Genomic DNA, 21,107 nt, shown 5'->3' on the forward strand with positions numbered 1-21,107 from the left:
ATCAATGAAAGTCCTGATTGTGGATGATGAAAAGCATGTACGTCACGCCATTCGGATGCTTGTACATTGGGAGGCTTACGGAGTGACCGAGGTGATTGAGGCTGAATCGGGCGATCAGGCGATTGAGGTCATTACCGCACTTTCCCCACCCGTGGTACTCACCGATATGCGAATGCCTGGCAAGGATGGAGTAGCCTTGATGGAGTGGATTCAAGCGAATTCTCCAGCCACCAGAGTCGTGGTGGTCAGCGGATATGATGATTTTGAGTTGGTTCGGCAGGCCATTCGCCGAGGAGGCATGGACTATATTCTTAAGCCCGTAGATCCAGTAGAGATTAATGAGGCGCTCAGTAAAGCTACTCAAGCTTGGCGGAAAGCGGAACAAGACCGGAACAGGCAGGCCATGCAGGCTATGGAGGTCAATCGAATGAGACCGCACTATGCTGATAAACTCCTGACCGAGCTTATTTCCGGTACATCGCTCTCCATCACGCCTTTACGTGAGGAGCTGCGTCTCCCGCCGGCTATCCAGGTCTGCAATGCGGCAGTGATGAGTACCACTCAGCTGGACGCCGATATCCTGGATAAATACAAAACGCGCCGCGCGCTCTTAGGCTTTTCCCTCATTAACATCTGTAACGAATTTCTGGGCACCTCTCAGACCGGAGTTGCATTCCGTCATCTGGAGCGTACGGACGAAATTATCCTGCTGTATTGGGGCGAGCCGGCTCGTTGGCCAGCGCTTTTGCAGGACATTCACGCAGGGATCAGAACGGCACTGCGTTGCTACATGCACATTGGAGTTGGTTCTTTCGAAACCTTTCCTGCAGGGGCAGCTACAGCCTACCAAGAAGCACGGCAAGCGCTCTGGAAACGGGATATGTTGCAGAACACCGACTGGATGCACGAAAGTTCTCCGGCCCGGCAGACCGTTCGTCTTCCCCAGTTGTCTGAAATGGAAGAGGAACTCCGGCTTAGCGCACTCAGCTGTAATGCCAGTCGCGTATCTATGGCGGTAGGCAGCTGGATGCAAGCTGTAGCCGTACTGCCTTCGGTTACAGCAGAGCAGCTAGCCGGCTGGAATCAAGAGCTGGATTGGATGCTGGCTCGCTGGCTGAATGACAGACCTGGAGATACCGAAGGCGAGGAACTGACAGATGAGCCGAGCACCATTCCTGCTTTGCCGGTCGATAGCCGTGGTTTGCTTTCCCCACCTTTATGGAAAAAACAGATCGAAAATCGATTGCTGGCAGCCGGTCAGGCACTCACACCAAGCCATAACCCAAACAATCCGACGATCCGTGATATTGCTCGCTATCTGGATGCTCACTATGACGAGGACATTTCTCTACAGGATATAGCAAGCCGCTTTTACCTTAGCCGAGAATATATCTCTCGTAAATTCAAGCAGGAGTACGGGGTTAATCTATCCGATTATTTGTGCCAGATCCGGATGAGCAAGGCAAAGCTGTTACTGCTGAATGACAAGCTGCGGCTTCATCATATTGCCGGTATGGTCGGTTATCAGGACGAGAAATACTTTGGCAAGGTGTTCAAAAAGCTTGAGGGAGTCACGCCTGGCGAATTCAGAAGACGCCATTCTGCAAATCCTCAGCCGTCATCGCATATAATACATGATCTTCCCACACACCATTAATCTTTAAATAGTTGAGAGCCAGCCCTTCGCGGCGAAATCCCGCCTTTTCCATCACGCGATGGGAGGGCTTATTTCTTGGCATGACTCCAGCTTGAATACGGTGTAATTCCAACTCATTCAAGGCATAGTGTACAATATCCTTCACTGCGGAGGTAGCATAGCCTTGTCCATGATATGCAGGATCTACGAGGTAGCCCAGATTGGCATTTTGGAAGGGACCTCTAGCAATACCAGACAGCTCCATTCTGCCAATCAGCTTATTATTTTCCACCAAAAAAAGTCCAAACGTATATCCCTGTCCGGCTTGTGCCGCTTCTAAACCGTTGGAAATCAGGCGCGCCTGTTCTTCTAGCGTAAAGTAAATTTCAGGTCGTTCTGGCTCGTACGGCTTGAAGAAATCAAAATTTTCACGTCTGATCTCCAATAAACGTTCAGCATCACTTACTTGCAACAATCGAATCTGTAACCCCGGATGGGTGGACTTCACCGAAATCACACCATTAGTTTCATAGAACATTATCATTACCTTCTCTCTATGTTATTCCTATATAATTGTAAATCACGGTCATGAGACAAGAAAATACCCTAGGCGCATGAACACAGCCTAGGGTATTATTATTCAAAATTTAGTCCGTAACCGGCATCCAGCCAGGGATGGTCGTCAGTGCACCCCACAAATAGTCAGGAATGACCAGCTCCTGTTGGGCTTGCTTGGACAATGTCGTGCGAATAGTATCTTCAGTGCCGTTTTGCACCTTCTGAACCCATTGCGGCTCCATCAACAGCGGACGTCCCAGTGAAACAAGCGGTACACCTGTCTCCAGTGCTGCGAGCGCCTCATCCGGAGTATTCAGCGAACCAACCCCCATGACTGGCACACGATTCCCTACCTTCTCGTGGATGAGAACCGTACGTGACCGTTCGTCACTGCGGTCACGGAACGAACCGCCGAAGAAATGATTTACGGAAATGTGCAGGTAATCCAGCCCTTCATCTGCCAGACGGTCTACAAGCACCATCGTATCATCCAGTGTGATGCCTGGCGTATGCCCTTCCTCAGGAGACAAACGGTATCCGAAAATGAATGGACGCTTCGCATGCTCCGCGATTACTTTCTTCACTTCGTGAACAATCGCCAGCGGAAAGGTCAAGCGTTTCTCAAGGCTTCCTCCCCATTCATCAGTACGAATGTTGGAATGTGGGGAAAAGAACTGCTGCACCAGGTAGCCGTTCGCTCCGTGAAGTTCCACACCATCATAGCCTGCTTCAATCGCGCGGCGAGTTGCTTCGCCATAGGCGCGGATAACGCGGTGGATATCGTCAGATGTCATTTCACGCGGCACAGGTGCGCCTTCTTTTTCCTCAGCCACTGCGCTTGCACTAATCGGTTGTCCGTCTGGAATCTGATCCGGTGGACACAGACGTCCACCATGATAGATTTGCAGGATCGCTTTCGCGCCCTCCTGATGAATCGTATCGGCCAGACGACGCAGGCTAGGAATCATTTCATCCTTGTCCGCACCAAACTCGTTAACAAATCCTTTGCCATCTGGAGTTACATACACACAAGCGGTAATAACCGCGCCTACACCCCCAGAGCGTTCACGGTAGTACGCCAGTTCCTCGTCACTGACTTCGCCATTTCCGTGGGAGGCAAAGTTAGTCATAGGGGCCATCGTAATACGGTTCTTCAATGTAACACCGGATGGCAGAGTAAATGCTTCAAATAAAGGATTATATTTCGGGTTCATTCGGTCTCTCTCCTTCAGTTTAAGTCAGATCAGTTTATATAGGGCTGTTGAGCATGAAGCAAATACGAATTTGACGTCATTTTCCTTCCATGACAAAGCCTATCTCCCGTTGCTTACTTAAATACAGTGGTTGTAATAACCACAGTATAATGATCCGCCCCTGTAAAGTCAAACCTATCCTTTCTGATCTCCCTTAAACTTTCCGAAAAACCTGAACTTTAACCCCTTGTCACAAATCATTGGCCCTCGTTTATTTGCTTCCGGCCATGCTATCTTTCTCCTCCCGGCGGGAAAACCAGGTCGCCAGCAACGAGCCGGAAATATTATGCCACACGCTAAAAATCGCACTTGGTACAGCAGCAATCGGATTAAAATGAGCGGCTGCCAACGCAGCGCCCAGCCCGGAATTCTGCATTCCCGTCTCCAATGTAACGGCTTTACGTTTGGAAAGATTCATGCCAAACAGCTTGGCAAACCAATATCCGAGCAGAAAGCCGATACCGTTATGCAAAATAACCACAGCAAAAATAATCGGGCCTGTCTCCAAAATTTTACCTTTGCTGCCTGCAACCACAATAGCCACGATGAGTACAATTGCCAATGTTGAAATGAGCGGCAGTGCCTTGACACTCGCTTCTGCCTGTTTGCGGAATAGCGATTTGACGATTACACCCAGCACAATAGGGACTATAACCACGATGAGAATATCCATGATCAGCGACTTCGCATCAATATTCATCCAGCGCCCGGCAAGCAGACTAATCATCGCCGGAGTCGCCAGTGGAGCAATCAGCGTCGACACGGAGGCAATCGATACCCCAAGCGCCACATCGCCTTTGGATAAGAGCGTCATTACGTTGGATGCAGTTCCACTCGGGCAGCAGCCCACCAAAATGACACCCACCGCAATATCGGGCGGAAGCTGCAATACTAATGCCAATACAAAAGCGAGAAACGGCATGATCAGATAGTGCCCGACCACCCCTATAGCCACATCCACTGGACGCCGGAATACTTCACGAAAATCATCAGCAGATAAAGTTAGTCCCATTCCGAACATGACAATGCCCAGAAATAGCTGTATGTATCCTTTCAACCCTGTAAACGCCGTAGGAAAGAAAAATCCCAAACATGCAAACAAAAGTACCCAGATGGAAAAGGTTCCACCTACAAATTTCCCTACTCTCTCAAGACCATTCATTTATCTATCTCCTTACTTCTATATAAGCCGAATTCGAGAAAATTCATATGAGAAGCATCTTTCGTCTGCCAATTGGCACCTTATGTGAATTTTTCATCAGCTTATATAGTACTTAAAATTTTTATCATTGTACTACATATGAATGCATATACATACAACTTTTTATGATTATATGGGGTTCAAGAAACTTTTTCCCGTTCGGACATATTTGAAAACAAAGTGGGTATATTCATAGTAGAAGATAGTGACCAGTCGGTCATTTTTGGACATCATTCGTTGAGGAGGAGTTATTCCTATGTCACGAAGCCATCCGTATAAATGGTGGAATATTATCGCATTTATCGCTGTTGTTCTCGTTAATATTTTGGCTTCTACACTTCCCATCGGCGGAAGAAGCACTGCTGCTGTATCCCACATGTACCCTACCTTAATTACACCGGCAGGTTACGCTTTTTCCATCTGGTCGCTCATCTACGTGCTGCTCGCCTGCTTTGTCGTGTACCAAGCTACAACTACAGGGCAAGCTAAGACAAGCGTTCAATCTATTGGCATTTTCTTTATTTTGAGTTGTCTCTTCAACATCGTCTGGATTTTCCTATGGCAGTATGTATACATAGAGCTGTGCGTGATCGTCATTATTCTATACTTGCTCTCCCTGTTCATCATATATATACGTACCCGTATGCCTCAGCCAACTCGCGGAGAAATGTGGTTCGTCAAGCTGCCGTTCAGCCTGAACCTCGGCTGGGTATCCGTTGCTACTCTCATCAACATCGCAGTAGCACTGAAAAAAAATGAATGGAGTGGCTGGGGTCTCAGCGATACGGTATGGGCGATCATCATCCTGCTCATTGGTACCGCTTTGGCCATCTTGGTCAGCTTTCCTTACCGTGACAGCATCTATCCACTTGTATTTGTATGGGCCTATGTCGCCATCGCCATCGAGCATCCAAACCATGAAAAGGTACGACTGGCTGCTTGGATCTTGTCGGCAATCATCCTGGTATACGCGCTATGGCTATTCTTCGCTCGTAATCGAGACCGGGATTAAAACAAACGAATACTAAACTCCTAGCAAGAACAAGCGAGCTTAGGTCTGAATCATTTAGCCCAAGCTCGCTTGTCGTTTTTTATTAAATATATTCAGGCATAGACTATTTTTATTAATCATCTCCACCTCCACTTTGCATTCAGACGAACAGCACGCACTAAAACTTGGAGCAACCGGATGCCTCTATCGTAGGGGCATCCAGTTGTCATGCAAACTTATGATTTTATGAACAAACCTTGCAGACTATTCACCCTTCAATGCAATGACTTCAATCTCTACCAGTGCATCCTTAGGCAGTCGAGCTACTTCCACCGCACTGCGCGCTGGATACGGTTGCTCAAAGAAAGAACTGTACACCTCATTGACGCTGACAAAGTCGTTCATGTCCTTCAGGAATACAGTCGCTTTCACAACCTGGTTCATGCTGCTGCCCGCCGCTTCCAGAATGGCTTGTACATTACTCAAGGACAGGCGAGCCTGCTCCTGTACATCCTTGCCGAACTCACCTGTTGCCGGATTCAGCCCAAGCTGTCCTGAGGTGTAAATAAACCCGCCTGCCTCTACCGCTTGGCTATAGGGCCCGATCGCACCGGGTGCTTTTTCAGTAGCAATTGTTTTTTTCATATGGGGTGGATTCTCCTTCCTGATACTGGTTTACCGTATTATAGCATGTGAAGTCCAAAGCCACTATTCCGCGTGACAGTTTGACATCTCGGGTTTCTTTGAAAACAACCTGTTGCGATGGTGCTACACTTTTTTATTTTTGCTGTAACCTTTAGCGCCTATATATCATCTAATTCCTGTAACCTTCTAATTCCTGTAACCTACCACACCATAGATTCTACAATTCACATACAGGTACAAGTACAATAATCATAGCTAGTATGGACGGGAAAGGAGCACCATCCTTTGAATCTCGAAACAATTTTGCACCAAGCAAGGAACGGGGACCGCAAAGCGTTCGTCGCCTTGATGAAACATATGGAATCCGATATGTATGGCATGGCGCGTTCGATTCTTCGCAGCAATGAGGATTGCGCGGACGCAATGCAAGAAGCGATGCTCAAAGCATACAAGTCTCTGAGTGAACTGCGTGAACCTCGCTATTTTAAAACATGGCTTCTTCGTATCCTTATTAATGAATGCCATCTCATTATCCGCAAGCAAAAACGGGTTGTACCCGTCGCGGAATTTATAAAGGAACCCTCTACCTTGGGCGGATATGAAAAAATCGAACTGCGCGAGGCCATCGACCACCTGGAGGAATCCATGCGAACCGTAATTTCCCTGCACTATTTGCGCGATATGCCGATTAGAGAAATATCAGAGGTACTGGAACTATCAGAGGGTGCCGTCAAAACACGCTTGCACCGTGCTCGCAGAACATTAATGAACCTGCTACAAAATCATGGAGAAAGGAAGGTGACCTTTCAATGAACCCTTCAGAGTTTGAGAGACAGGCACAAAAGCTGGATGAGAAATTACAATCGGAAAAGGAACACTTGGAAGCAGAAATGGTAGTCATCCCTGATTTGGTGAGACAACGCCTAGACGCATTTTATACACAAATAGAATCGGAAGCGGGCCTGCCCAACCGTCCATCCTCCCCTCGATCTGTTAAAAGATTTCTACGGGGAACTGCAATTACCGCTGCTTCTGCAGCTGTCATTGGCTTTGTAATCATCGGCAGCGCCTTTGTTTCGCCTACAATGGCGGAGTCATTGAAACAGGTCCCCCTTGTCGACAGCGTATTCAAGCTCGCTGGAGATTTCGGCCTGCAAACCGCTGATCGGAAAGGACTGGCAACCTCCACGAATCTCAGCGTTACCCATGACGGCATTACGTTGAACGTATCCCAAATTATTTTTGACGGTACCCGGCTGGTCGTAGCACTTGAAAAACAGGATGGCGGACAAAAAGTACTGCCCTTGTTTACGAAAGTAACCCCCGACGGAAAAAAACCTGAAGACATCATTGAAAAACTCGATCTATTCATTAACGGAAAATCCATTCTTAGTGAAAATGGTCCATTTAACTCATTTGAGTGGGGGCCCGGAAAAGATAGCAATTCTATGCTCATTTCCTATATGCGCGACCCTGCCGGCGGGCTGCCTGCCTTGCCGAAGCAATTTGATCTGAAAGTGTACGCCAAGCTAAAAGGAGTAGCGGAGCCATTTGCATTGCAAACGACTGTCTACAAAACGAAGCTGGCTAGCAAGGTGCTCCAGCCCCAGATCAGCAAGGCGAATCAATATCTTAAATTTACTGTTGATCGGGTGGAAATGACACCGGTTACGACCAAAATCCTCACCACCTTCACCATGCTTGTGGACCTTAAGGATATGCCCGGCGACTATGCAGAAAACCGCAAGTATATTTCCACAGAGGGACCGCATAAAAACTACACCAAGAAAGAATTGAAACCTATCAGTTATGCGATAATTGACGAGCAGGGACGTGAACTTGAAATACTTGGAGGATCAGGCCGGTCTATTTCCAAAAATCAACCAGCGCAAATGGTCATGTTGTTTACTCCTTTTGCTGACCCGCCAAAAAAAATCACCTTCAAGCCATATATTCTTCTTATGACTCCAGATGGAAGAGCTATTCTGGACGCTAAAGGCGAATGGGTCCGACAATACCTTCCTGAATTTGAGATTACAATCGATGTACCACAAAATACAAACCAACCATAAAACACGAATAACGCCGCTACTGCCCAAATCATTGGGCAACAGCGGCGTTATTGTCATTTTCTAAGCCTAACTGTGGTTCTATACATTCTCATCAGGGGGTGTTCCTGTACCAGGTTCCTCATCATCGGAGGTTAGTTCCGCACCGATAACCCGAATGATGTCATTCGGATAAATATGTACGCCGCTCGCCTGCGCGAGAGCAATTCGTACCATAGCTCGTGCGATGAACGAAGCGGGGATAGCGCGGTAGGAAGCTAGCCTGCCCGTCATGAGGCTGTCTAGCGCCTTCATGACAACTGTGGCTGCGGCTTCGCCAAAACGTCGTTCAGGCCTCGCACCCAAAATGAGCGATGGACGGAACAGGTGCAGTGCAGGCAATCCGATCGCAGCAAGCGCCTCTTCAGCCTCACCCTTGGTACGGTTATAAAACACGCGTGAATCCGGGGCAGCGCCCATTGCGGAGATTGCAAGCATTTGTACTGCTCCTGCGTCTTTGGCCAGTCGGGCTGTCAGAACCGGGTAGTCCAAATCCACCTGTCGAAACTGCTCCTTGGAGCCGGCCTTTTTCATCGTTGTCCCAAGGCAGCAAAACACATCATCCACCCCTTCGAAGGCGAAGGTCGACTTCTGTGGTTGTTCCCAGTCGATTAGCGCCTGCTCCAGCTTGGGATGCTTAATGTCTAGTGGACGCCTGCCCACAACCATGACGCGGGTGTATTCTTTTTGCACCAGCAGCTCCCGTACCACATACCCCCCGACAAGCCCTGTGCCACCCACAACGACCGCTTTACGTTCCATGATATACCTCCTAACGCTCCTTGTTCCCATGATTGCGATCAGGTTAATTTAAACGGCTGTTCGTCCACCTTCTTGCTTTTGGACGGACACATAGGCAGGTACAAGGAAAAAGTACTTCCCTTGCCCTCCTCACTCTCCAAACGGATAAACCCGCCCAACAAGCGGGAAAAATCACGACTGATGGACAACCCCAGCCCAGTTCCACCATATTTACGATTAATCGAACCGTTCGCCTGCTGGAAAGCCTCAAAAATAACATGCTGTTGAAGCTTGGATATGCCGATGCCTGTATCTTTTACAGCAAATACAACCCAATCTCCCTCCCGGCCCTTTTGATCCAGATGCTGTGTGCTGATTTCCAGCAGTACACGTCCTTCATGTGTAAATTTAAAGGCATTGGACAACAGATTGCGCAAAATTTGCTGTACTCGTTTGGAATCGGATCGGATTTCATCCGGTATATGTTCAGGCACGTTCAAGCTGAATTCCAGGTTTTTATCCTTCGCTGTGACTTCAAAATGCATCATCATTACCTGTGCAATCTCACGTACACTGACTGGCTCACTTACGATTTCCATATGTCCAGCCTCGACCTTGGATAAATCCAGAATATCATTGATCAGCTGGAGCAAATCATGCCCCGAGGCATAGATTAGATCACTATACTGGTCTAGCTCGTCCTCATCCAGCTCTTTTCCCTGCTCGTTGATAATCTGGGCCAGGTTAATGATGCTGTTAAGAGGTGTACGCAATTCATGTGACATCGTTGCCATAAAATCGGATTTATACTGGGAAGCCATCATGAGCTGCTTGGCACGTTCCTCTAAAATAACTTTTGCTTTCTGCAGCTGATCACGCTGCTCTGACAATAACTCATTCGCCTGCTGAATCTGAAAGTTTCGCTGCTGTTCTAACTGAAAATCACGTAATATCAGGGCAAATAAAAAGCTGAGGATAACGCCGATAGGCAGTGTAAGAGGAACGACTTCCGCTACATAATAGCGCAAGGGAATGACGCCCAGGAAGGCAATATTTAACGTATTTACAATATTAACTGCTAAAATGGTTACGGATGCCTTAATAATCAGGCGCCAGGTAGAGCGGCGCATCCAGTAGTTCAATCCGGCGCATAATACACCCAAAATGCTCATATTAAGAAAGCCGACCCACGCTGCCATATTCAGTCCGAAGGTAAATCTCGTAAGACCGATCGCAACCCCAATAATAATAAGCGTATACGAACGGGGGTATACCAGCGCTGCGATAATGAGCGGTACGAAACGCAGATCAAAAATAACCGTTTCATTAAAATTAAAACCAAAGCAAGAGCTGACCCATCCGCCAAATACCACCAGCAGCACCGAGCTAACATATTTGAACCGCGAAGAGGTACGACTCAAGCCATATTTATAAATCACGTTCGCCACATAGGCAACGGCAATCAGCATCCCCAAATTCATTATAAACATCATTGAAAATTGCATGGATTCACACTCCCATTGCGCGAGAAATTGGATGCCAGGCCTATGCTAGCCGATTTTGCCTTTCTCGTACATCATAACATGAAGCTCCATCTTTCGACATCTCCAAAGAGGCTTGGGTGTGTATATAAAAAAAGCGAACCGCAACGGCTCGCCTTAGTGGGAGGATCTATAGAGTCAGCTTAGAATGCCTTTGTTCCGGCGCCACTCCTTGACAAATAATTCGGCAAAGTAAGGGTCCCACTGGGTTCCTTTACCCTCTTCCAATATCATAACCGCCTTCTCTTCCTTCATCCCTTTCCGATAAGGACGATCCGACGTCATCGCATCATAGGCATCTGCTACGGCTATGATGCGCCCAAATAGCGGAATATCTTCCCCGGAGAGCTGGTCAGGGTATCCCTTGCCATCGTAACGCTCATGGTGCGAGCGCACACCCGGCAGATAAGGGGCCATAGCATAAGCCGGCTCCACTTGCCGAAGAATACTCTCCCCCATAACCGGGTGCATTTTAATCTGGTCAAACTCCTCGTCCGTCAGCTTGCCATCCTTAAATAGCACAGCGTCAGCCACACCGATTTTACCGATATCATGCAGCAAGGCTGTTTTACGCAACAAGTCGAGCTCCGTTTCGCTCAAACCGCCCTTTCGCCCAATGAGTACAGAATATTCAGCCACACGCAACGAATGTCCTGCGGTATAGGCATCCCGTGCATCTAGCGCTGCAGCCAAAGTGGCAAAGTAACTGTCCAGTAGCTGACCGTTCTTTTCCTCTCGTTCCTTCAGGCCCTCGATCATCATGTTAAACCCTTCAACCAGCTCCGCAAACTCGTCCGAATACAAGTCACTGGCGTTACTGTTCAAACGGCCCTCTTTCACTTCATTCATTTTTTCCAACAAGTGATGGATGGGCTGTTCGATCTCACGGGTCAGCAACCTGCCGCCCAGATAAGCAAAAGCTACACCGAATATTAAAATCATCCCCGCCCATACCCAATAGGAACCGGAATTCGCCGCATCCAAGTGTTCCAGCCGAATCTGTGTAGCTAAACAAAACAGAAACAGAGGAAATGCACCAATTAACGTTGCGCTTAACTGAAATTTATGCCGCAGTGATAGCAGAACTCGTCCTCGCAGGGACAAGCTCAATCCATATTGCTGATAGGTTCGGTCACGGATTTCTTCCAGCAGCGGTTTGATTGCTCTCATGGTTAGGAAAAATTCAACCAGTGCATGCATGGAAGCGACCAGACAAGCTCCGATACAGGCGATTCCTACATAATAGAAGGGAAAGGTAAGTTGTCCAGTATGTATCATCCATAATGCAATGACGGCTGCCGGGACAGAGAAGCCTAACAAATGCGGCCCAACAATACGCAAAACTGACAAATTAGGCAGATGGTGAACCCGGATATACACCGCTTCTACATCCTTGAGCGTCTCCTGGTTGCCTTGAAAAAAACGCTGAACAGGTCTCAAATGCATCCGAAACACTATAATTTCACAAGTAATCATAATGACGCTGGAAAAAGCAACAATTTTGACAAGACTCAGAAGCTCATAGCGGGCTACATTTAACGTGGAAAATACAAAAATCATACATACCAGTAGTACAGCAATTAATGAACCTATAATATAGTTCAGGATAACATGCTGAATAAAGCGCTTATAGATCGGCAAAATGCTACCCCTTCTTTCATCCGTACGCTCATAAGATATCTTTGTTATTCAATATCGGAGTCCGGACGTCAAAAGTTAACCTTCCTGCTTGAGCACTTTGCACAAATCCTAGGAAAATAACACTAGCGAGCAGTCCGCATTGGATTGCGGCTTTCGCAGGGCACCTTGGTCTGGCAAAGTCCACAGCCAGCACCTGATTTAGCCTCACCGCCGTTTAACACTGCCCACTTTCGGGATTCCTCGCCGTACACAAATTTCATGCAGGCGATTTTGTCATGACCGCCTTCCTTGCTGATGGCCTGCACCGGGCAGCGAGTAATGCACACACCGCAAATGCCTTTGCTGCACAGCAGGCAGTTTGCGGTATGGCTCAGGTTCGAGGACAACCTGACATCAGGCGACACCTGCAGATCCGTTACTACAGACAGCAGGCGGATGGCAATTCCTTTCTCGGTGATGAAGCCATCGTTGATACTGAAGGTGCCCAGACCAGCTGCATACGCGATATGCCGTTCCGACCAGTTAGAAACCGGCCCCCCTGTGGCACCGTTGATGCTGTACCAATCCGTATCCAGCGGTGACACCGCCCGGTAACCAAGCCCGGTCAGATATCCCGCCAAATGCTGCCTTGCCGAACGCACAAACTCTTCATCGCCAAAGGTCCGCAGCAGCGCCCACTCTCTGGAGGCTCTTGTCTTTTGCGCACGATTGGCCTTACGGATCGTCTCACTGATCGGCAGCACAACACTGACAACGCTGCCTCCACCAAAACTTCCTGTGCCGAAGGTCCGTTCGAAGGCTTCCTGTGGCGTAGCATGGTCGGGGCCCACCACTGTTTTATAATCCTCAAACAAAGGATCATTGGCCGCAGCAAATTGAATAATCGGTTCCTCGTAGTAATGACTTTGCAATTCTTCACAGAAATTCCCCTTGTCTTCGCTCACATAGGCTTTCATCTCGGCTGCGATAAGTTCTTTCATGTCCGGTACGGGCATTACCATCCTATCCACATCCCTCTTCTTAGTTATTGTGAATCTTTCGACTTCCTGGCGGATACCTGTTGTCTGATGAATGGCTGCTTTACACTTCTGAATCTTTTTCGTGTATATACACGAATAGACCAGCATGACCTCCTTTATTAGGTGAAGGCTAATCACAGACTCAACTTTTCAATTTTGGATAACAGTGCGGTCAAAATCTGCAAATCAGCGCTTCCGAGCGACTCCTGCAAAAAAAGCTGCGCCTCCTCCCAGAGTTCTGCTGCATCGTTATATACCGCTTTTCCACTCTCCGTCAGAGTAAGGCAGCGGTTTCGGCTTCCCTCAACGGATGTATCCTCCACATACCCGCGTTGCTCCAGCGCCTTCAAATTGCGCACCAGCGTGGTTCGGTCGAGTCGCATCTCCAACGCTAATTCGCTTACGCTTACCGGTCCCAGCGCCGTTAAGTGCTTGAGCAGCGAAAACTGGCAGATATTGAGTCCACTTGGAGCCAGATATCGATCATACAGCCCTGATACAGCCATCGAGGAGCGACGCAGATTAATGCAGGTGCAGACTGAGGGCGAGTTCTTCTGCGATGTTTTTTTGTCCTTCCTTGATGCAGCCATAGTTCTTGTTTCCTTCCATCTTTTCGTGTAACTACACTATTTCAGAATTTGCGTGCTGTGTCAGGGCAATTTGTCACAGCCTCCATTCTCTGCAAATACAAAACAAATAAGCCTAATCCATTGCAGAAAAGTGTATTTTCCAGTCTACAATCAAAAAGTCCAAAAATGCCTTGTGTTTTAGAATCATTCTTGTTATACTGTACTAGTATGTATTAACCCCATAGGATTCCACGCAAGAAGCTATACTCCTAATCACCGCATGGAGCTTCTCCAAATTTTATGTATAACCCTAATGTAGAATTTTGAGCTTTTGCCGAAGATTTTCACATTCACACTGGCGCGGTCATCGGAGCCGCAAGGACGAAAGAGAGGTAGGGCTTTTGTCGTTTGGAAAATGAACAGAGGAATCAGACTGCCCCTTATGAACATGCTGACCATATAATACAAGGTAGCAGGGGTTAAATATATATTATGCCGTCAAACGATAAAGTTTGAGCAGGCTCTGCAGTATACGCAAGCTGCACCCGTCCTCCGGATGATCCCCGGGGGATTTTTCATATACGACAATTATATCTATGAACAAAAAAGTGACCCTGCCGATACATCGACAGGGCCTATAGCTTGATCAAAAAGGGGTTAATAAGGTCATTATAGTCTTGCTTTCTTAAAACTAAATGATATGCACCTTAAAAACTCATTAATTTTCCAGCTTTATATCGCTATTAATAATTCGTCCAATATTCCGTACTCCCGGACTGTGACGTTGGGGGAGTAGGACGTCCAGCTTCCACTTGGGCATGCCTGTAAGTCGAAGGACGCTCCCAACCTTCTAGTAAAACAATGTGCTGGGTCCCTGTGCTATTTTCCCAGGTGATATAGCGCTCTTGTTCCATATGTCGCAATGCGGCTGTAATTTCAGAATCCCGCCTGCCCGTTTTTGCAGACAATTCAGCCATTGTGGGCATGTGGCGATGTTGGGCAAAATAATTATACAAAATACGCAGTAGCTTCCGTTCCAAATCTGGCAGCATCATTATTCCTCCTAAAAAGAACGTATGTTCCCATTATAACACATAAAAATGCACCCTCCTACTGGAAGATGCAAGTGGGCTAGTATGCCCATGCTGAATTTAGTTTTTTTCCTTTTCCTGACGACCGACAGAGCGCAACCACCAAGAGACTCCTGCAAGGCTTCCAAGTGCCAGAACCGTCAAGAAAATAATATAAAACAAATGAAATGCACGATCACTCATGGCAATCGCCTCCTTACTTTATGTATACACTTTCCAGCTAAGCCTGTAAACCTCTTTTTGATCCCACCATACATTTTCGCCAAACATTTGACAATAGATACTTGTTTGGGTGCATCGGTGCACATCTCCCCAAAATGGTTAATACCAAATAGGAGACTGACTAAGGAGGGAATCGACTATGAAGTTTCTCTTGATCGTGATCATCATTGTACTGATCGTTGTTTTGCTGATGAGAAGACGCAGATGAACGAATACATCCTGTATGGCTAAATGAGAATACAAAAAGGGCTTTCGGTACATCACCGAAAGCCCTTTTTTCATTTGAGGTTAAGGCTGAACTACGCCTTGTTCCTTTTGCTATATTTAATAAAAGCAATCACAAGCGCTACAGCAAACAATATTCCGCTGACTACCCATGTGGTCAGAAATGCCATCCCCAGACCGACATTAGCCCCCATGGTCGGGTGCTTCATGGCAGTAAGCACCGAGCCCTGCATCATAAATATGGTACAGAACAACACAACGGGCGCCAAAATAATCGTGCTTGCGGTCTTCCGACTACCAGATACTGCAATCACGCACAGAGCGGAAATCACCAAAATTACCCAATAGATAACTGTTTCCCAAATCGCAGAAGTGCCCACCTGTTCGACCTCTTTTCTATCCATCGTATATACCTCTTCTATTGTAACAGACGTCACACAGTGAACCAAGCCATAATTTGAACAGATAAGGGCTAAACCCTACGGACAATGTAAATAATGTATCGTAGCAGCCAGCCCCACATAAAAGAGATGAAAGGAATTGATCTTATGAGAAGTGCAAGTCCTTATGTGATTGTAAATGATGTGCAGCAGTCAGTAGACTATTACCAGTCTGTTTTGGGCGGAAAAATCAAAGTACTGAACAAGCAGGAAGGCAGGCTCTTACATGCCGAACTGCACCTGGGCAGCAGTCATATCCATTTTTCTGATTCCTACGGTAAACCGCTGAAAGCGCAGCATGTCCAAATCATTCTCGACTGTGAAAGTGAGGATGAGCTTAAACAGGCTTACCATGCACTATCAGAGAAAGGTACCATTACCGTAGAATTACAAGATACCTTCTTTGGCGCGCTGCATGGCGAAGTAACCGATCATCTTAATCAGATTGGATGGGTCATGAACTATTTTAAAAGATGATCACGTTGAGCCATAACCGAATATGTTTTGTAGCCACCATCAACGTTCCTTACCCGATAGCCCGATTGGGCCAGAATTCTGGCCGCTAGATAGCCGCGCAGCCCGACTTGGCAGGATACCGCGATCTCCAGATCACGAGGAATTTCCGACATTCGCTCTCTAATCTCGGCCAGAGGAATATGAATGGAACCCGGAATGGCTCCTCCCTGTAGCTCCACCGCATCCCTGACATCAATAACAAGACCACCATTGCGGTGAAAATCGTCAACTTCATGCCACTGTATCGTCTGAACCAGCCCGTCCATAATATTCGAAGCTACGTAACCCGCCATATTCACAGGATCTTTAGCTGAAGAATAAGGTGGAGCATAAGCAAGTTCGATATCTGCCAATTCACGGACATTTAATTGGCCGCGAATCGCCGTCGCAATAACATCAATCCTTTTGTCCACGCCATCAGCCCCAACAGCCTGCGCCCCGTAGATCATCCCGGTCTTTGGATGAAAGAGCAGCTTCATTGAAATGGGGGACGCGCCAGGATAATAACCGGCATGTGAACCGGGATGAATATGAATAGCCTGATAAGGCACAGCCAGCCGCTGCAATGTTTTTTCATTGTTGCCTGTAGAAGCTGCGGTCAATGCAAAGGTCTTAATTACGGATGTTCCGAGCGCACCATTATAAGAAATCGCCTGACCATTAATATGATCCGCTGCCAAACGTCCCTGACGATTGGCTCCCCAGGCCAGCGATACCATCGTTGCAAACCCATGATTGCGGTCTTTGACCTGGATGGCATCCCCTACCGCATAAATAGCCGGATCACTGGTTTGCAGCTGAGCATTCACCTGAATAGCGCCGCGAAACCCTAGTTCCAGTCCGCATTGCTTGGCCAGCTCATTTTCAGGCACGACACCAATCGCCAGAATAACTATGTCTGTCTGAAGCATCTTCCCCGAGTTCAAACGAAGCTGTGTACCCTGCTCTTCAAAAGCTGCGACTCCTTCCTCTAAACGTACCTCCACCCTGTTCAGCTTCATATGCTGCTCCACCAGTTTGGCCATCTCAGGGTCAAGCGGATTCAACACTTGTTGTCCCATATCAATGACGGTTACTGCAAGCCCACGCTCTCGCAAATTTTCAGCCATCTCCAGCCCAACAAACCCGGCCCCGATTACCGTGGCATGCTTGGGTTGCCTTTCATCTACATATGCCTTAATAAGGTCGGTGTCATGAATGTTTCTTAACGTAAATACATTTATAGCCTCATGTAGTCCGGGAATGTCCGGTATCATCGGTTTGGCTCCCGGCGATAATACCACAATATCGTATGACTGCTCATCCGTCTCTCCTGTGATCATATCGCGGTAACGGATAAGCTTATGCTTGCGATCTATTTGTATTACTTCTTTTTGCACCCGTACATCTATATTAAAACGGTCTCTAATGCCTTGGGGTGTCTGGAGAAACAGCTTCTCCCGCGCCTGGATTGTTCCTCCAATATAGTAGGGAAGACCGCAGTTAGCAAAAGAAACATGCTCACCGCGTTCAAACAGAATAATCTCGTCTTCCTCATCCCATCTACGCAATCTCGCTGCGGCAGAAGCTCCACCTGCTACCCCGCCAATAATAATTATTTTCCTACCCAATTGCTTTCCCTCCTCATATACCCTATGGGGTATAATATATACCTATGGGGGTATGATGTCAACAAACAAAAAGGCGGAGATTGCCCCCGCCTGCTCAAACCCTAAACGAAACCCGCTTTGAATCAGAAATCACTTTGTGACTGCTGCAAAAATTCCTATCTCACTGGGCTCAATAAACCGCCAATATTTGCTTGTTACTGTTGACTGGCCGCGATTGCTTGCTCCAGATCATACAAAATATCTTCTATTGCTTCGGTCCCGACTGATAGACGCAATAGTTCCGGTTTGACTCCGGCAGCCACCTGTTCCTCTGCATTCAACTGCTGGTGGGTTGTGCTTGCCGGATGAATAATCAAAGACTTGGAATCGCCCACATTCGCCAGATGAGAAAATAGCTTTACATTTGCAATTAGCTTGCTCCCCGCCTGACTCCCGCCTTTAATGCCAAAGGTCAGGATCGCTCCTTGCCCCTTTGGCAAATATTTTTGGGCTAACTCGTAGGATGGATGGCTCGGCAGTCCGGAATAGCTGACCCACTCCACATTCTTGTGGCTTTCGAGATATTGCGCTACCTTGAGAGCATTCTGACTATGTCTTTCCAGCCGCAGATGCAATGTCTCCAAGCCTTGAAGCAGCAGCCATGAATTAAACGGAGAAATGGCTGCTCCCAAGTCACGCAGCAATTGCACCCGTGCCTTGATAATATACGCGATAGGTCCCACCGCCTCGGTGTATACAACCCCATGGTAGCTTGGGTCCGGCTCAGTCAGTCCCGGGAAACGGCCACTGGCTTTCCAGTCAAACTTGCCGCTGTCCACGATTACCCCGCCAATAGACGTACCGTGTCCGCCAATGAACTTCGTTGCCGAATGCACAACAATGTCCGCTCCATATTCGATAGGACGCAATAGATAAGGGCTCGGGAACGTGTTATCCACAATCAGCGGAATACCATATTCGTGTGCAATCGCCGCTACAGCTTCCACATCCAGCACATTGCCCTGTGGATTGCCAATCGTTTCGGCGAATATGGCCTTCGTCTTGTCCGTAATGGCTTGGCGGAAATTCTCCGGCTCATCCGAATCGACAAAATGCACCTTAACACCCAATTTCGGCAGTGTGGTAGAAAACAGATTATATGTACCGCCATACAGACTGGAGGCCGATACAATTTCATCTCCAGCTCCCGCAATGTTCAGAATAGAAAAGGAAATCGCCGCCATTCCTGAAGCTGTGGCCAACGCGCCAGCCCCGCCTTCCAGTGCGGCGATCCGTTGCTCGAATACATCCGTGGTCGGATTCATCAGACGCGTATAAATGTTGCCGAATTCTTTCAGCGAGAACAAATCAGCCGCATGCTCGGCATCCCGAAATCCATATGAAGTGGTCTGGTACAACGGAACGGCGCGGGCAAAGGTATGAGGATCAATCTCTTGTCCGGCATGGACAGCGAGGGTTTCGAATGACAGCTTGCGTTCTTCTGACATGATTATTGCCTCCCTTGTTATACGTGCTGTATGAATAGTCTGTATGCATCGTCTCTTTGTATGCGTAGTCTTGGATGATTTTTCAACTATTCTCGCACAAAAAGAACGATTTGGGAAGATAATTCTCATTATTCAGGTAGGATATTATAATTTTACTGAACGTTCAAGTTTCGGACCGGAAGGTTTTGCCCAAATGCTCACCCAGACCAAAATAATGGCGGAAATTATAGATAAGCGGGCTCCACTTTGCCGGATCAATATGATTCTCACCGCGGATGATGTCCTGATGAGCATGCACCTGTATAGCTTGGGTTTCAACGATCGCAAAATAAGGGGAATGGCCAGGAATTCGGACCTCTTTCACCTTGGCTTCGATTTGAATAGGGCATTCCCTGATTCGGGTGGGCCGGACTCTATTCGAGCCAATCGCAGTCAGTCCGCTGATCTCATACTTATCTTTGTGATATGTAAATCCACACTTCTCTTTTTCCACTGGAACGGGATTCTTGCCTGTAAAAGGAGCTAACCGTTCTACATTTTCCCACATGGAAGGTCCAGGAACATTGATTACACATTCGGGATGCCGCTCCATATTTTCTAATGCTTTGCCGCCTGCTCCAATGCCTAGTACCACACAATCTCCTAATGCCCACGAGGAGGAAATAGGGCTAATATTGGTCGTTCCATCCTCATTCAGCGTGTTGAGTAAAATCACAGGCGTTCCATAATATAAAATGCTAGGGGTTATCGTTTGTATGCTCGGGCTAACATTCGATTGATTTATTTGATTCATTGAGTCCATGTCCTCTTCTCCTTCTGTTCAGATCTGCCTCCTTATTGTAAAATGTAAACATTTCAACCTTCATCGAAGTATGGATTACAAAGGGGGATAATCGTGCCATGAGCACCAAATCAAATGTAGCCATGATCGCTTCTCTCGTCAGCGAGCCTTCCCGTGCAGCCATTCTCACCGCCCTATTAGACGGCAGATTCCACACGGCAAGTGAATTGGCCCATATGGCAGGCATCAAACCGCAAACCGCCAGCTTCCATCTGGCTAAAATGACCGAGGCACAAGTCGTCACCGTAGAAAAACAAGGGCGTCACCGTTACTATGGCATTCAAGATCCTGAAGTTGCCCAGGTGATGGAGTCACTTTTATCCATAGCTCCACCTGTTCCAATCAAATCATTCAAACAAGCCTCCGAAAACGAGGCCATACGGTTGGCAAGAACTTGCTACGATCATATTGCAGGTCATTTAGGCGTACAGATTATGAGCTTTTTCATTCAAAAGGGGATTCTTTCCGAGGATCAGGACGGACTTCATATTACTCAACAAGGAGAGATTTTCTTCGCTGACTTTCAGATCAACCTCAAGAACACAAGACAAAAGCGTCGCTCCTTCTCACATAAATGCCTGGATTGGAGTGAACGACGCCATCACCTTGCCGGTGCCTTAGGAAAGGCTCTCTTGGATAGATTATTCGAATTACATTGGATCGAGCATCTGCCCACAACCCGCGCGATACGCATTACAGCCGATGGTAAAAGAGGTTTTAAGGAGGTTTTTGAAATAGAGATCGGCTAGATAACTACAGATCTAGTCCTTTT

General features: G+C 47.5%; 21 protein-coding genes. 6 read left to right on the forward strand and 15 right to left on the reverse strand.

Going from position 1 to position 21,107, the window contains the following annotated elements; all coding sequences use genetic code 11:
* Positions 1–4 precede the first annotated feature (4 nt).
* Positions 5–1,657: a response regulator gene (locus ACQQ6X_RS25065; RefSeq protein WP_305167470.1), complete on the forward strand. Its 1,653-nt coding sequence runs from the start codon at positions 5–7 to the stop codon at positions 1,655–1,657.
* Here the strand turns inward: ACQQ6X_RS25065 and ACQQ6X_RS25070 are convergent.
* The 3 genes from ACQQ6X_RS25070 to ACQQ6X_RS25080 all read right to left on the reverse strand — a co-directional run bounded on the left by ACQQ6X_RS25070 (position 1,587) and on the right by ACQQ6X_RS25080 (position 4,609).
* Positions 1,587–2,174: a GNAT family N-acetyltransferase gene (locus tag ACQQ6X_RS25070; protein ID WP_305167471.1), complete on the reverse strand. Its 588-nt coding sequence runs from the start codon at positions 2,172–2,174 to the stop codon at positions 1,587–1,589. The two genes, ACQQ6X_RS25065 and ACQQ6X_RS25070, sit on opposite strands and share 71 nt — an antisense overlap.
* 109 nt (positions 2,175–2,283) lie before the next feature.
* A complete protein-coding gene (locus ACQQ6X_RS25075; RefSeq protein WP_305167472.1) occupies positions 2,284–3,408 on the reverse strand; it encodes an NADH-dependent flavin oxidoreductase in 1,125 nt (374 codons plus the stop codon).
* Between the two features lie 250 nt (positions 3,409–3,658).
* The gene (locus tag ACQQ6X_RS25080; protein ID WP_305167473.1) at positions 3,659–4,609 is read right to left on the reverse strand and encodes a bile acid:sodium symporter family protein; all 951 of its coding nucleotides are present in this window, start codon (positions 4,607–4,609) and stop codon (positions 3,659–3,661) included.
* Between the two features lie 295 nt (positions 4,610–4,904).
* Here ACQQ6X_RS25080 and ACQQ6X_RS25085 point away from each other — a divergent pair, with 295 nt between their 5' ends.
* A complete protein-coding gene (locus ACQQ6X_RS25085) occupies positions 4,905–5,660 on the forward strand; it encodes a tryptophan-rich sensory protein (protein WP_305167474.1) in 756 nt (251 codons plus the stop codon).
* 243 nt (positions 5,661–5,903) lie between these two features.
* On the opposite strand, the gene ACQQ6X_RS25090 is transcribed toward ACQQ6X_RS25085, so the two are convergent.
* Positions 5,904–6,284, reverse strand: a complete 381-nt coding sequence (locus tag ACQQ6X_RS25090) for a RidA family protein (protein ID WP_063211908.1) — start codon at positions 6,282–6,284, stop codon at positions 5,904–5,906.
* A 285-nt stretch (positions 6,285–6,569) separates the two neighbouring features.
* On the opposite strand from ACQQ6X_RS25090, the gene ACQQ6X_RS25095 reads away from it, so the two are divergent.
* Together ACQQ6X_RS25095 and ACQQ6X_RS25100 are read left to right on the forward strand one after the other, a co-directional pair.
* The gene (locus ACQQ6X_RS25095) at positions 6,570–7,097 is read left to right on the forward strand and encodes a sigma-70 family RNA polymerase sigma factor (RefSeq protein WP_305167475.1); all 528 of its coding nucleotides are present in this window, start codon (positions 6,570–6,572) and stop codon (positions 7,095–7,097) included.
* Positions 7,094–8,356, forward strand: a complete 1,263-nt coding sequence (locus ACQQ6X_RS25100) for a DUF4179 domain-containing protein (RefSeq protein WP_305167476.1) — start codon at positions 7,094–7,096, stop codon at positions 8,354–8,356. The genes ACQQ6X_RS25095 and ACQQ6X_RS25100 overlap by 4 nt, the downstream gene beginning before the upstream one ends.
* 78 nt (positions 8,357–8,434) lie before the next feature.
* On the opposite strand, the gene ACQQ6X_RS25105 is transcribed toward ACQQ6X_RS25100, so the two are convergent.
* The 8 genes from ACQQ6X_RS25105 to ACQQ6X_RS25140 form a co-directional block, all read right to left on the reverse strand.
* Positions 8,435–9,154 (reverse strand): NAD(P)H-binding protein, encoded by a 720-nt coding sequence (locus ACQQ6X_RS25105; RefSeq protein WP_305167477.1) that lies wholly within the window; start codon positions 9,152–9,154, stop codon positions 8,435–8,437.
* Between the two features lie 38 nt (positions 9,155–9,192).
* Entirely contained in the window at positions 9,193–10,638 is a 1,446-nt protein-coding gene (locus ACQQ6X_RS25110) for an ATP-binding protein (RefSeq protein WP_305167478.1), read from the reverse strand.
* Between the two features lie 174 nt (positions 10,639–10,812).
* A complete protein-coding gene (locus ACQQ6X_RS25115) occupies positions 10,813–12,315 on the reverse strand; it encodes an HD-GYP domain-containing protein (RefSeq protein ID WP_305167479.1) in 1,503 nt (500 codons plus the stop codon).
* Positions 12,316–12,437: 122 nt separating this feature from the next.
* Complete coding sequence (locus tag ACQQ6X_RS25120; RefSeq protein WP_305167480.1) at positions 12,438–13,316, reverse strand: (Fe-S)-binding protein; 879 nt, start codon at positions 13,314–13,316, stop codon at positions 12,438–12,440.
* Between the two features lie 152 nt (positions 13,317–13,468).
* Positions 13,469–13,924: a MarR family winged helix-turn-helix transcriptional regulator gene (locus tag ACQQ6X_RS25125; protein WP_305167481.1), complete on the reverse strand. Its 456-nt coding sequence runs from the start codon at positions 13,922–13,924 to the stop codon at positions 13,469–13,471.
* Between the two features lie 722 nt (positions 13,925–14,646).
* Complete coding sequence (locus ACQQ6X_RS25130) at positions 14,647–14,955, reverse strand: hypothetical protein (RefSeq protein ID WP_326403295.1); 309 nt, start codon at positions 14,953–14,955, stop codon at positions 14,647–14,649.
* 99 nt (positions 14,956–15,054) lie between these two features.
* Positions 15,055–15,177 (reverse strand): hypothetical protein, encoded by a 123-nt coding sequence (locus ACQQ6X_RS25135; protein ID WP_305167483.1) that lies wholly within the window; start codon positions 15,175–15,177, stop codon positions 15,055–15,057.
* Positions 15,178–15,515: 338 nt separating this feature from the next.
* A complete protein-coding gene (locus tag ACQQ6X_RS25140) occupies positions 15,516–15,845 on the reverse strand; it encodes a hypothetical protein (protein WP_305167484.1) in 330 nt (109 codons plus the stop codon).
* A gap of 144 nt (positions 15,846–15,989) precedes the next feature.
* On the opposite strand from ACQQ6X_RS25140, the gene ACQQ6X_RS25145 reads away from it, so the two are divergent.
* Positions 15,990–16,358, forward strand: a complete 369-nt coding sequence (locus ACQQ6X_RS25145; protein WP_063211926.1) for a VOC family protein — start codon at positions 15,990–15,992, stop codon at positions 16,356–16,358.
* Here the strand turns inward: ACQQ6X_RS25145 and ACQQ6X_RS25150 are convergent.
* From ACQQ6X_RS25150 to ACQQ6X_RS25160, 3 genes are all read right to left on the reverse strand, one after another.
* Complete coding sequence (locus tag ACQQ6X_RS25150; RefSeq protein ID WP_305167485.1) at positions 16,343–18,007, reverse strand: CoA-disulfide reductase; 1,665 nt, start codon at positions 18,005–18,007, stop codon at positions 16,343–16,345. The genes ACQQ6X_RS25145 and ACQQ6X_RS25150 overlap by 16 nt on opposite strands.
* A gap of 194 nt (positions 18,008–18,201) precedes the next feature.
* Entirely contained in the window at positions 18,202–19,494 is a 1,293-nt protein-coding gene (locus ACQQ6X_RS25155) for a homocysteine synthase (protein ID WP_305167486.1), read from the reverse strand.
* Between the two features lie 163 nt (positions 19,495–19,657).
* The gene (locus ACQQ6X_RS25160) at positions 19,658–20,296 is read right to left on the reverse strand and encodes a flavin reductase family protein (protein WP_305167487.1); all 639 of its coding nucleotides are present in this window, start codon (positions 20,294–20,296) and stop codon (positions 19,658–19,660) included.
* 98 nt (positions 20,297–20,394) lie between these two features.
* Here ACQQ6X_RS25160 and ACQQ6X_RS25165 point away from each other — a divergent pair, with 98 nt between their 5' ends.
* The gene (locus tag ACQQ6X_RS25165; protein ID WP_305167489.1) at positions 20,395–21,084 is read left to right on the forward strand and encodes an ArsR/SmtB family transcription factor; all 690 of its coding nucleotides are present in this window, start codon (positions 20,395–20,397) and stop codon (positions 21,082–21,084) included.
* Positions 21,085–21,107: the final 23 nt, after the last annotated feature.

Source organism: Paenibacillus ottowii, assembly GCF_050516475.1.
Lineage (GTDB): Bacteria > Bacillota > Bacilli > Paenibacillales > Paenibacillaceae > Paenibacillus > Paenibacillus ottowii.

Excerpts from the sequence above, each read along its gene's own strand:
- ACQQ6X_RS25140 (WP_305167484.1), bottom strand. The coding sequence starts at position 15,845 with ATGGATAGAAAAGAGGTCGAACAGGTGGGCACTTCTGCGATTTGGGAA.
- ACQQ6X_RS25070 (WP_305167471.1), bottom strand. The coding sequence starts at position 2,174 with ATGTTCTATGAAACTAATGGTGTGATTTCGGTGAAGTCCACCCATCCG.
- ACQQ6X_RS25165 (WP_305167489.1), top strand. The coding sequence starts at position 20,395 with ATGAGCACCAAATCAAATGTAGCCATGATCGCTTCTCTCGTCAGCGAG.
- ACQQ6X_RS25105 (WP_305167477.1), bottom strand. The coding sequence starts at position 9,154 with ATGGAACGTAAAGCGGTCGTTGTGGGTGGCACAGGGCTTGTCGGGGGG.
- ACQQ6X_RS25125 (WP_305167481.1), bottom strand. The coding sequence starts at position 13,924 with ATGGCTGCATCAAGGAAGGACAAAAAAACATCGCAGAAGAACTCGCCC.
- ACQQ6X_RS25145 (WP_063211926.1), top strand. The coding sequence starts at position 15,990 with ATGAGAAGTGCAAGTCCTTATGTGATTGTAAATGATGTGCAGCAGTCA.
- ACQQ6X_RS25110 (WP_305167478.1), bottom strand. The coding sequence starts at position 10,638 with ATGCAATTTTCAATGATGTTTATAATGAATTTGGGGATGCTGATTGCC.
- ACQQ6X_RS25100 (WP_305167476.1), top strand. The coding sequence starts at position 7,094 with ATGAACCCTTCAGAGTTTGAGAGACAGGCACAAAAGCTGGATGAGAAA.
- ACQQ6X_RS25080 (WP_305167473.1), bottom strand. The coding sequence starts at position 4,609 with ATGAATGGTCTTGAGAGAGTAGGGAAATTTGTAGGTGGAACCTTTTCC.
- ACQQ6X_RS25120 (WP_305167480.1), bottom strand. The coding sequence starts at position 13,316 with ATGGTAATGCCCGTACCGGACATGAAAGAACTTATCGCAGCCGAGATG.
- ACQQ6X_RS25075 (WP_305167472.1), bottom strand. The coding sequence starts at position 3,408 with ATGAACCCGAAATATAATCCTTTATTTGAAGCATTTACTCTGCCATCC.
- ACQQ6X_RS25085 (WP_305167474.1), top strand. The coding sequence starts at position 4,905 with ATGTCACGAAGCCATCCGTATAAATGGTGGAATATTATCGCATTTATC.
- ACQQ6X_RS25065 (WP_305167470.1), top strand. The coding sequence starts at position 5 with ATGAAAGTCCTGATTGTGGATGATGAAAAGCATGTACGTCACGCCATT.
- ACQQ6X_RS25160 (WP_305167487.1), bottom strand. The coding sequence starts at position 20,296 with ATGGACTCAATGAATCAAATAAATCAATCGAATGTTAGCCCGAGCATA.
- ACQQ6X_RS25135 (WP_305167483.1), bottom strand. The coding sequence starts at position 15,177 with ATGAGTGATCGTGCATTTCATTTGTTTTATATTATTTTCTTGACGGTT.
- ACQQ6X_RS25155 (WP_305167486.1), bottom strand. The coding sequence starts at position 19,494 with ATGTCAGAAGAACGCAAGCTGTCATTCGAAACCCTCGCTGTCCATGCC.
- ACQQ6X_RS25090 (WP_063211908.1), bottom strand. The coding sequence starts at position 6,284 with ATGAAAAAAACAATTGCTACTGAAAAAGCACCCGGTGCGATCGGGCCC.
- ACQQ6X_RS25130 (WP_326403295.1), bottom strand. The coding sequence starts at position 14,955 with ATGCTGCCAGATTTGGAACGGAAGCTACTGCGTATTTTGTATAATTAT.